The following is an 11,439-nucleotide window of genomic DNA, read 5'->3' as shown; positions in this document are numbered from 1 at the left end:
ATGAAGATATTATCAATAAATGCTGTGAGGCATGGAATGAATTACTTTCTGAAGTTGGCCGATTGAAAAGTCTATGCTCCCGTTCATGGGCTGTTATTTCATAATTTAAAAATGGAATTGGTATTACCTCTCTCTGGGCATGGCCATCAGCGACATTATCTATTTGATTCTGGCATGCTTTGGCCTGGCGGTTATTGCCCAAAACTGGGGAGAAGTTTTTACTGTCATCCGGTGGGTTGGTGCTGCCTACCTCTTCTATATTGGTTACAAAATATGGAAGTCCCCTATTTCAGAGAGCATTGATGGCAGTGCTCTCCCGGCACAGGGCAAGACGGCCAGTTTTCTTCAGGGCTTTCTAATATCGGCATCAAACCCCAAAGTGATTCTTTTTTATATCGCTTTCCTGCCCACTTTCATGGATGTCACCGTGTTTTCAGTGGGTGATATCGCCATTGCTTCGGTCCTAACACTGATAGGACTGATGATCGGTTTAATGTGCATTGCAGGAACCGCTGCAAAAGCAAGGCAATACTTTAAATCCCCGAAAGCCATGGGCAGGCTGAACAAAGCGTCTGGCTCTATAATGATGGGAGCTGGATCTTTCCTGGCTTTGAAAAGCCAGTAATAAATATTTTTGTTCGCTATGGCTTATCAAGAGGAATTAGCAGCCTTATACGACCTTACCCGGATTAAACACTCCTTTCGGGTCCAGAGCATGTTTGATCGCTTTCATTAGCTCAATAGCTGCACCTGCCTCTTTTTGAAGCCAATTCTTTTTCCCCAAACCAATTCCGTGCTCTCCGGTACAGGTACCATGCATCTGCAAGGCTCTTTCTACCAGACGTTCATTAAAGTGTTTAACCTCATTTATCTGTACCTCATTATCAGGATCAACAGAGAAAATGACATGAAAATTACCATCACCCACATGACCAATAATAGAGGCATGCATGGAACTACTTTCTAAGTCCTGACTGGTTTGCACAATACAATCGGCTAACTTTGACACAGGCACACACACATCTGTGGTCCATCCACGTGAGCCTTTTCCTGTTGCTATAATCGCATAATAGGCTGTATGTCGTGCATGCCACAGTTGATTACGATCTTCAGTGTTTATAGCCCATGAGTAATCACTACCGCCTTGTTGCTGAACAATTTCCTTAACTTGGCCTGCTTGTTCAGAAACCATATTTTTTGATCCATGGAACTCAAAAAACAGTGTGGGAAAAAGGGGCAGGTTCATCCTGCTGTATGCGTTGATTGCTTTGATGCCATGCGCATCCATCAGCTCCATCCGTGCAACAGCAACGCCGAACTGGACGACCTGGATAGCTGATTCAACAGCTGCTCTAATGGAAGGAAAGGTTACACGTGCCGCAGCCTGGCAATCTGGTACCGGATAAAGTTTTAATGTAATTTCAGTAATGATACCAAGTGTTCCCTCGGATCCAACTAATAGCCTGGTCAGGTCATAACCTGCAGCACTTTTTCTCGCCCGCGTCCCCGTATGGACAATTGCACCATCAGCCATGACTGCTGTAAGTGCCAATACATTATCTTTCATAGTTCCGTATCGAACTGCATTGGTGCCTGATGCTCGTGTTGCAACCATCCCCCCTAATGAAGCATCGGCACCAGGATCAACTGGAAAAAAAAGTCCTTCATGACGAAGTTGATTATTCAACGCTTTTCGTCGGATACCCGGTTGAACAACGCAATCCAAATCCTCACTATTGATTGCAATCACTTGATTCATCAGTGATAAATCAACTGTGATCCCTCCTTCAGGGGCAAAAATATGCCCTTCCAAAGAGGTACCTGCACCATAAGGTATCAGTGGAGTATTAAATTGTGCTGCCAGCTTAACGAGCTCAGAAACCTCCGTTGCCGTTTCAGGAAAGCAAACAGCGTCGGGTGGTGAAGGGAAGTGCCAGGACTCATCAGCCGCATGCTGACTGCAAATGGCTGAGACTGTTGTTATTCGCTCACCAAATTTGGTATGTAAAAGTCCAAGCAGTTGCGGATTCACACTCAACGTTTAATACTCCATGATGCAAATACTGTTATCTTGAACAGTTACTTTAGCCTATGGGTTGCGTATTAGTTTTAAAGTGCATCAGGCCTCCTGGGTTAAAGGCCCAATAAACTTGTGAAACAGTTGGTTGCTTTGACCCATCTACGAGAAATAGTCGCTGACTCAAATCCGGTATGAATCAACAAACATCAGGGAACGTACTCTTATTAGACATATGTCCTGATCATTAACCCTGGTCAAACACTTTTTTTAACCGGTCCCGGGCTGATGCACCATTATCCGGGTCAATTCCCTGAGAAATCATCGTCTCCCGCTGATGCTTTTGCGCGGCCTCTTCTGCCAGACGGGTCACTTCCTTGCTGCGGCTGTCCTCAATCCCTTTCAGGATACTGGCCTCCAGATCTTCACCTTCCAGTACCCGGTTACAGAGTATTTCGTAGTTCCGCTCAAAAACCGGAAAAGCCACCCGCTGCTCTTCACTACGCAGCAGCATCCATCCGGTTTCACGGGCGGCAAGATAGACCGCAATATGCGACCATGGATAATCTCTGCTCTGCTGGGGGGCATAACAGGCTTCATAATAGGCCTGCAGAGGTTCTTTCAATCCCACTTCATCATATCGTAGCTTGCAGAGCTCACGAATATCACTGAGGTCTGGAAAAAATTTAGCCGTATCCAGCGCTTTTTTTGCCGCCATCAAAATACGACGGGGGCTGAACTCCTGCAGAGAGTTTTTCCAGACCCGCTTGGCACGAATGATATCCTCATGGGTCTGGAAAGCCCGCTTGAACTTCAGGGGATAAGCATCTTCCAGTAGCGTGAATACGGCATTGATGGCATCAACATGGTCAGCACCAGAGCGACCTTGTTGTGAAGTACTGCCAGAAGCAGCCTGATCATAAGCAGCAGGTGCTTGCTGAACTACAGAATGCGGATCACTCGTCGCCGTCTTCGAACTGGAAGCCGTCGTCCCAGCTCCGGTCTGTAAGCTTTTCAGCTGTTGATCGATGAGATCTTTGCCCTGTTTCACTTTGATTCCGCTTCCACTGGTAGATGACGTGGGATTTGAACTTGTTCTGCCAAGCCTTGCGAGCCTCACCAGTCTCATGCCAGTACAACTTAAAATCAATCAGTTGGGTGGCAATAAAGTCCAGAGGTATTCCCTGGTGAGCCTGGAGAAATTCAAGAATCTCCCGAGACGGTGCAAAATCTTCAGGCAAAGGCTGCACCCTGGCACCTTCACGGGTCACTGCCTGAGTCGGCTGTTGACCAAAAACAGGATGATCTTCCTGTTTCCGGGTATCCGGCTCAATTTCCCAGGGTAATGCGCCCGCATTGCGCTGGCGAATATAATGTTTGTTCTCGTCAGTCATGTAATCAACAATACCTGCCTTCCCGTTTCTGGTCTAGCTTGATCAATGATATCACCCTGTTTTCCATACTGCTTAATCACCACAGAAAAAGCACGTTCAGAAAGCCACACAGGAATAGTCGTCGTCAGCCTGAACAGGGAAGTTTGCTGCTGTAGCCGTTACATGGCAATGAGTAAAGGACACAAAAAACCAGCAGCCTCACCTCATGACCATAGCAATACTCTCAAACCAGAGTACTAGTGAAGCCAACGGGTCTCCTGATTTCCTGATTAAGGTAAGCACGTGCCCTGCTTACAGGAAAGTCATTCTATCAACGATTCCCTCAAAAAATAATTACAATTCACTATTAAAATTCTCCTTTTACAGCCATAGGTTACTAACATAATTATCAGTGCCAAGGGTTTGCATCCTGATTTCCAAAAAAATTAAAAATACGAATATCTATTTAGAGATTAATGGCCAATTCAGGAAACTTTCTAACGCTCTTAACGATCAGATGGAAAACCACTTTTTTCATCAGGAGAGTTAGAATGGATGTAAAGACTTCAGGTTCAGTTCACGATCAACATGTTGCTACCCACCACGAGCAGAACCTGCCCAATCCTGCTGGTGAGTCTTTAGCAGGCCCCCAATATAATGGAATGACAACTGTTAAAATCCCTCCTAATTCTCAAGTCTCTCCTTACCAGGCCCCCTTCAGTGCAGAAAGCAGTAAGGTTCTTACAAATAGAACGAAGGAGCCTTTGGACCCTCAACATCAATCAGCTTACACCCTAAAAACAAACGGCAAAATACAAAACAGCACTCCTGAACTTGATAAAAAAATCGACAGTTTGGGTCTGAGGCTTTCTTTTCACGCCGGAACAAAAGTACGCCTGGACTCAGCTACGCTTGACGATAAACATGAAAATGCAGAGCATGAACGAGAGATATTCATATTCACTAAAAATGGCGTACAGCCTGCAACGCCAGAAACCCGTAGACGAGCCGCTGAATTTGAAAAGACTGCCTCAGAGTCTTTACAACTAGCATCATTAAGAGTGAATGACTCAAAATGGGTTCGTGTACAGTCCGATGAGTTGGCTGCTCTCGCCAAACATGAAAAATATAATCAGAAATACGAGAAGTTTCTGAGAGAAGACGAATCAACAGCAAGAACAAGTAGCACACCAACACCCCACGCCGTTTCCAGAGATAGCTCGTCGCGTCCTGTCGATCCCGGTATCGTCAATGCAGAAACGACGAATGACCGCTATAGCGGTTTATTAGACGAAGTTAAACGTCAGATTAATATTAATAATGCCCGGAAATCATTACATCAGGCTTCAACAGTCAGAACAAAAGATCAGACGTCACTGCAGGTCAGTGCGTCGCCATCAATGAGTCAAGGACGACTGCACATTGATGAGAACGTTCACCAGGGCACTCATATCCATCAAGCGGCTCCAGCCACCAGTGACAAAAGCAGTTCACCTGAAATAGCTGAACTCGAAAGTGAAGTGTCAGAAGTCACGGAAACGCTTGCTGCAAAAGAGAAGAGGCTCGGCGAAACTTACCACCAGGTAGAGACTGAGTTAGAGCAAAACAGGATCCCTTCATCGATCAACCGGGCTCGAACTGATCTAGCGCCAGAAAGCGCACAAAAACAGATGCAGCCTACTTTGCAAGAGAAGGTTGATCACATAGATAGCCACAAGCCGCTGGTCAGCCTACCTCCCACCGGCAGGGGAGAGGGCTTCCATAAAGATGACGATCAGCTGAGTGTTTCCAGCTATCAATCCAAAGCAGGCACTGCTTCCCCTGCTGACAGTGAAACCGATGATACGGTAAGGGATAATGATGGTTCTTTAAAAAGGCCTGGGACTGAAGCACACAGGCAAGACGATGCCCCATTAAACACAGCGTTGGGCAGCTTGTCAAAACCAACGAATGAAGATGCCCTCTTTGAGCAAGATGATGACCTGGACGTATCCCAAACCAGCAGGCATTCTCACACTCCCGGTGGTGGGGAACTGGATGTCCCCCCTTCCATCACCTCTTCCATGGATACTGAGATCCAGCACTATCTTACCGCTACTATGGATGACAGCCTGCAATCTGGCAGTGATACCGGTCGTCACCATCCTGACATCACCAGTGAGCCTCCGGTCACACACGAACGCTCGCCTGTGGGTAGACAGGTAATTGATGAAAAGAAAGCAGCTACCTATAACGATAACCCCGAAGATGCCATCAAACAGTCAGACCTGACCCAACACCCTGCAGCACCCAGATCACAACACATTGCCCCCTCTTCTCCACAGACTGAGGACAGCGATCACGATCAACCGGATGTTGAATTAAAGAAACAGGAAAGTGAAACACTGCGGCAAACCACTCACCAACCCTTTGCAACAGTAAGCTCTGCAGACAGCAGGCCAGTAGTACAAACAGAGCAGGCCATCATAGCGCCTGATCAGACATTTACTTCAGATCAGTTTGCCTATTATGAAAAAGGAAATGATGCGCATCATACAGACTTGGGACCCCCCCCTGAATCGGTCTCCCCGACAGCAACGACACCTGAGCGGCCCTCCCCGATAGCCGCTGAAAAAACTCAGGAGAACGTATCCACTGTCATCGATGAAGCCCCCCCCATACACTGGCTCCAGAAACTCTGCCAGAACAGGGTCAGCCCACACTGCAAAAAATCGCTCCCCGGCCACTGGCAGAAACCAGTCCTCCAGCCAGTCAATGGGACTCACATCAAAACCTGAGTGAGTTAACCGAAACGGTACTGCCAACTACTGACGAAACAGACCTTTTTGATGCTGATTCGATCGACGAAAAGCATTCACCAGAGCCTCCGGAAAAATCATTAGCCTCTGGTGATGAGACTGTTGATGTGGCAGGGGCTGAAACCAGTAAGAGCAAGCCTGAAGAATTGAACCAGACCATGCACCGGGAGCACCCCAGTTATTCACACAGAGAACAGTTCTTCCGACAGGACAGCAAACCGGGCGACCTCAGAACCAAAGAACTTAGCCTTGACGTACCAGACACCGAGGCAGAAACCACAGAGCCAGATCAGTTGTCACTCACACCAGAGGCACTAAAAGGTGACAATGCGGCTGATACCCTGCTCACTGCCCCCGGAAAAGGTCACTCACAAACGCCAACCCTGAAAGACTATTTCGCTGAGGACTCAGCATCGGAAGTAACTTCAACAACCAGCCCTACCCCAGTCACGACGGCATATGACCTCCCTTCAGCTACCGGTGAAGTCGAAGAAATCATCGAGGAGACAACACTTGAAGGGGCCGACCATGACCAATACCAAACACAGTCACCACTCGGCAGTCACCCATCCCAGCGGGATAGAAAAACTGAAGACAGTTTCGTCTCTGAGCCAGGTCTTGATACACAACCCACCAAGCCTGAAGAGACTGAACACACAATAGCAGCAAAAGAGCTGCCGAAAGCCCTGGGTGAATCTGCTACTGATTCACCACTCACAGATCCCGGGGCAGCCAGATCAGAAAAGCCAGAGCAGACAAAGGAAGGCATCAGAGACTTTTTTAAATCTAATGTCATGGGTCAGATCTCTTCATTCTCATCCACAAAAGCCAAAGAGTCTGATGGCAGATCTACGGAAACAGTTACAGAATCAGCACGCTCAACTGACAGTGCTCCTGCCCAGTTTTCTGAAGGCCACGATCCACTGAGTGATCACAGCCAAAAACCAGGCTCAGTAAGTGCCGGTTCACTGGAAGAACAACACACCATTACTCCTGATGACGGCTCTGCGACAGTTGCAGAACGTAAAACCTCTCTGGAAAAAAGAGACTCAGAATCATTAACTCTTGACCATGAGCCACCAGAAACAGAGGCGACACTGCCACCACATACTGATCGCCCTGAAACCACTGAAGCTCCGATGTATCTTGGCCGTCCGAACTCCGCCCTCATGTCAAAAACAGGTCGTCGGGACAGCTTGGATTCACAGCGAACCACACAGTCTGACAGCGTGCTTCATCCAAAACAGCCTCCAGGTTTTGGCTCCAGCACACCCAGATTTAAAGGTATCTACACATCGCCAGCTGGATTACAAGGCTTTACTGCCAGAGGTAATGATACTGGCCCTTCCATTCAGATGCCTCCCCCCAGCCCACGGCATGCTCTTGCCGGCAAACACGGCATGCTCTTGCCGGCAAAGATGGATCCTGGATCGGTTCAACCTCTCTAAGCCGAACTCTTGAGCCCAGAGAAGACCAAAAACCGAAAATCACTACTGGTCACAATCGTGAGGGCTTTTTACCTCCACAGGAAAGTCGCAACCAGCAAAGCACTGACAGCCGGTACTCAGATGTAAGCATCGACACTCCGGGAGCTCATCACGCTACCACCACTGAAGGTCATGGTACTGTTGAAGTACCTGTGCGTAAAAGCCCGCTGGAAACAGGGTACTCAGAAACATCAAATTTTGACCGTGAATTGCCGCCAGAAGCAACACGGCCATCGCCTATTGCTTATTCTGAACAAGACCAGCCTGAAGATCCTGTAGTACATCGTGACGGTCGTATGACTCCCCCCGATACCAAAAGAATATCTGACTCCCCTGTAGCTCATTACAATAACGATCCTGACGATGATACGTCCGTATACAACACGCCCAGAGCTCAATCACGCCGAAACAGCGACGCCTTCGCAGATGCAAGTGCTGATGGGCTCTTAGAGGCGCAGTCCGACATATTTACTGATGAGGATGAACCTGAACTGCAAGCCCTTTCTGACCATAGCGACACCCGCACCTCCACCCCGGCTGACTGGGAAGAAGATTTCGACGCCAGGAATAGAGCAGATGCCTTGGGTACGACTAAGGAACATCACAGGCTGGATCGAGATGGAGAAAGTGATGATTTTGGCTCTCAGAGCTCAAGGGATCGTGAAGGGCAGGAACCGTTTTTTGACCCAGCACTAAGCAGTTACCCAACTCAGCCCTTGGCTCGCTTTCGGGGTGATCAGAGCTGGATAAGGCGTTCACCCGCTAACAGCATAACTTCACCGGGTGAAAGTCCCACCAGATCGGCCACTGGCGAAATCCCACCAAGGATGGAGTCCCCAGGCATCAGTCATTTGGGCGATGTACCCAGAGCACCCTCTTATCAAGAACAACCTCTTAGCTTGTCATCTGAAGTTGTTGGCCATGATTTCCGACAACAGTACCGTCAAACAGGTTCACAGTTCAGTGCAGCAGGCAATCAACAAAGCGACCCCAACCAACAGAGGTTCACTACTGAGAACGAATCATACTCCCCCCCGCCTCCAGTACGCGAAGAGGATTTCCCCCAGATGGGTGGCAGCTTGGATAAACTGTCAGACGACAGGCACGTACCCGAGTTTGAGGGAAGATTCAGTAGTCAGCTCCAGGGGCCTGGCTTCCAAGATACAACCAGCGAGTACTTCCAACAAGGTACTCGCACCCCCTATAGTCCAGGTTATCAACAGCAGGCAGACTTTCCGCAAAATTACGGAACAGATACACCTCCACCGCCGCCTTTTCCTGACAATTATGACACCAGCCTGACTGACATCGGCACACAACAAGAGATGATGGATGCTGCGCTGCCAATGTCAGAATATGATCAGTCAGGTCAACCTGGGTACCAGCAGGCACCTGCCAGACAAAGCATGGACTACACGTCTGGGGACACATATGATCCCAGAACACACAGCCCATTCGATCCAACTCAAACAGCGATGGAATACCAAGGCTTTGCCCAACCAGACAGGCCAGCCAGCCCTGGCTATTTTGTCCCCCCTGCTGACTTGCCGCCTCCACCACCGGCACCTGACATAGCTACTGATGAGCCTATGGAGGTACAACGCATAGATATTCAAGCTGAGAAGACTTCAGAACAAAGTGAAATCAGTGAACTAGATGCACTTCTAAAAAAAGCCACCACCAGATTAACCCCTGAAGAATTAACAAAACGCATCGAAAAATTACATGGAGCCTATAAGCAAACTACAGAGATGGAAGCCCAGGGCTCTGCCCCCCAACAAGAGATTTCAAACATCCGGCAGAAAATCAGAAAAGATTTGGATGAAATGACTGGAAGGCTTGAACAGGATTTCAAGGCAGCTTCTTCTGCTGAGAGTCCGGTAGAAAAACTCCGGCAAACACAACTGAAGCTTGAAGCCCTGAGCTCTATAATCGAACTTTCAAAGAATCTCAAAGGTTTCGAATATTCCAAAGACCAGCAAAAGGCGTTAAGAGCTCAAATGATGGATGTATTTGTCCACGACACCAAATCAATTTGTGATTCCTGCCTTGAAAAAGGTGACCTCTGGCAAACAGCTCAAGTACGTGATGACCTGACTCAAACTTGCGATAAACTGGTTGATACTTTGCGCGAGATTTCTTCCAAACCGGGTAAATATACTCAACCAGTGACAGAACACACCTCAAAGATGCGCAAAGCACTTGAATCTGAATTGAGTTGTGTACCCAATCAAGCTGAGGCTATGACTCAGCAGGTTACCAGCTTTACAGGAGGGGTCAGAAGAGAAGCAGAACTAAAGCTTGCCCGAGCTGAACACCAGGAAAAGCTTGCGACATACCAGCAGAAATACAATGATGCAAACCTCTTTAATAAACCTAAATATATGAAAGCAATCATGAGAGAAAAGGGCGAGATCAAGAAGTGTGACACGGAAATAAAACAATTGACAAAAGGGGCAGATAAGTCGATGGGGCAGTACCTTAGCACCCATCGTGATTTTTCAGCAAGAGTCGACAAACATGGCGGGACGCTCACGGCTATTATGTCTGATTTGCCTCAACAACCTGACCGAAAGGCTCCTCACCCTGAACAGGTACTGGCTCATTTATCACGCGCAGGTGCTGATACTCAGTTGCCATGGAAAAACACTCAGGTTGAATTAAAAACTGAAGGCATAACACCTGAGCAGAATGAAACCGTTGAGGAAGCGATGGAGAAACAGGTAAATTCCTGGCGCAGTAGGGTAGCTGTCGATTCATTTCACCATTCCTGTTATCAAAACTATGTCCAAGCTCTAGATCCCGAGGAGCAAGACGCTTGTGCTGAAGAGATTATTGTGTGTATGGGTGCTTCAAGAGACCAGGATGAAAGCTGGAACTTTGACACAATGAACGACGCCTCCTTGAGAGAAACGCTTGTCGAATTTGAAATTACCAGGCTAAAAGGAGAAGGTGCCGAGTACAGCGATGACGATGATTGGGAGGACTGGGAAGGCGACACTCAAGGTGTTGATGGTATCAACAACCCATCAGATCCAAATATTGATAGTATCAGTAACGTATCAAATTCAAGTATTAATGATATCACTAACCCATCAATACAGGAGGATCAGGTCACTGAATTTAATGTTTTTGTAAATACTGCTCTAACACAACATTCACAATTACCTGAGAACACTCACGACTTGATCGATAACTTTGTCCAGTGGATGGGTTGTACCAATGACTATGATCAACAGCTGGATTTTCAAGAGGCTTTCCCATGTTTCCAACAGCATTTCACTGCCCATATGGAAGGGGACAAAGATGCATGGGGTAATATGCATTATGCCCTTGAGCAAATGAGCCAGCCTGTCCAATAACTCATGGGTTAATTTTACCACCACTCCTTATTGCCGCTTCCTTAATGGAAGCGGCAGGGTTTTGTTAAAGCACGACGGAGAGAAACACAGAAGTCTCATCACTACAATAGTAATACCAATTAAAGTGTACCAGTTTGAATAACTGATAAAGAAAGACCCCCTGGTAAAAGCCATTATCAAAAAAACAGAGCCTGTAAATAATTCTGTGTAAACGCCACCAAAACTATTACTCCTTGAACCGGTCAGGAAACATAATTTCAAACCGGTTCATGGCTGCTTTCCAGTTCCTGATCGGCATGGTCCATTTCTCGGAAGCTTTTTCCATGGCCAGATAGATTACCTTCATGACTGACTCATCAGTCCGAAAAATCTTCCGGTTCTTGATCGCCTTACGAATGACGC

6 protein-coding genes and 2 pseudogenes are annotated in these 11,439 nt (G+C 47.4%); 4 read left to right on the top strand and 4 right to left on the bottom strand.

Features of this window, described 5'->3' with window-relative positions:
- Positions 1–127 precede the first annotated feature (127 nt).
- Positions 128–625, top strand: a pseudogene (locus tag AK963_RS19785) (LysE family translocator); the annotation flags it as partial.
- 45 nt (positions 626–670) lie between these two features.
- On the opposite strand, the gene AK963_RS19780 reads toward AK963_RS19785, so the two are convergent.
- The 3 genes from AK963_RS19780 to AK963_RS19770 form a co-directional block, all read right to left on the bottom strand.
- Positions 671–2,032 (bottom strand): FAD-binding oxidoreductase, encoded by a 1,362-nt coding sequence (locus tag AK963_RS19780; RefSeq protein WP_238593791.1) that lies wholly within the window; start codon positions 2,030–2,032, stop codon positions 671–673.
- Between the two features lie 232 nt (positions 2,033–2,264).
- Positions 2,265–3,068, bottom strand: a complete 804-nt coding sequence (locus tag AK963_RS19775; RefSeq protein WP_066017160.1) for a replication protein P — start codon at positions 3,066–3,068, stop codon at positions 2,265–2,267.
- Positions 2,974–3,411 (bottom strand): DnaT-like ssDNA-binding domain-containing protein, encoded by a 438-nt coding sequence (locus tag AK963_RS19770; RefSeq protein ID WP_066017159.1) that lies wholly within the window; start codon positions 3,409–3,411, stop codon positions 2,974–2,976. Before AK963_RS19770 ends, AK963_RS19775 begins: the two co-directional genes overlap by 95 nt.
- 530 nt (positions 3,412–3,941) lie before the next feature.
- Here AK963_RS19770 and AK963_RS19765 point away from each other — a divergent pair.
- The 3 genes from AK963_RS19765 (at position 3,942) to AK963_RS19755 (ending at position 11,037) form a co-directional block, all read left to right on the top strand.
- A complete protein-coding gene (locus tag AK963_RS19765) occupies positions 3,942–6,167 on the top strand; it encodes a hypothetical protein (protein WP_066017158.1) in 2,226 nt (741 codons plus the stop codon).
- 128 nt (positions 6,168–6,295) lie between these two features.
- Complete coding sequence (locus AK963_RS19760; protein ID WP_066017157.1) at positions 6,296–7,636, top strand: hypothetical protein; 1,341 nt, start codon at positions 6,296–6,298, stop codon at positions 7,634–7,636.
- Positions 7,637–8,526: 890 nt separating this feature from the next.
- Positions 8,527–11,037 (top strand): hypothetical protein, encoded by a 2,511-nt coding sequence (locus tag AK963_RS19755; RefSeq protein ID WP_139117540.1) that lies wholly within the window; start codon positions 8,527–8,529, stop codon positions 11,035–11,037.
- A gap of 226 nt (positions 11,038–11,263) precedes the next feature.
- Here AK963_RS19755 and AK963_RS32275 read toward each other — a convergent pair.
- A pseudogene (locus AK963_RS32275) lies at positions 11,264–11,439 on the bottom strand (IS256 family transposase); the annotation flags it as partial.

Origin of the sequence: Endozoicomonas atrinae (assembly GCF_001647025.1) — a bacterium.
GTDB classification, from domain to species: Bacteria; Pseudomonadota; Gammaproteobacteria; order Pseudomonadales; family Endozoicomonadaceae; genus Endozoicomonas; species Endozoicomonas atrinae.
This window is presented reverse-complemented; position numbering and strand designations above follow the sequence as displayed.

Excerpts from the sequence above, each read along its gene's own strand:
- AK963_RS19770 (WP_066017159.1), bottom strand. The coding sequence starts at position 3,411 with ATGACTGACGAGAACAAACATTATATTCGCCAGCGCAATGCGGGCGCA.
- AK963_RS19765 (WP_066017158.1), top strand. The coding sequence starts at position 3,942 with ATGGATGTAAAGACTTCAGGTTCAGTTCACGATCAACATGTTGCTACC.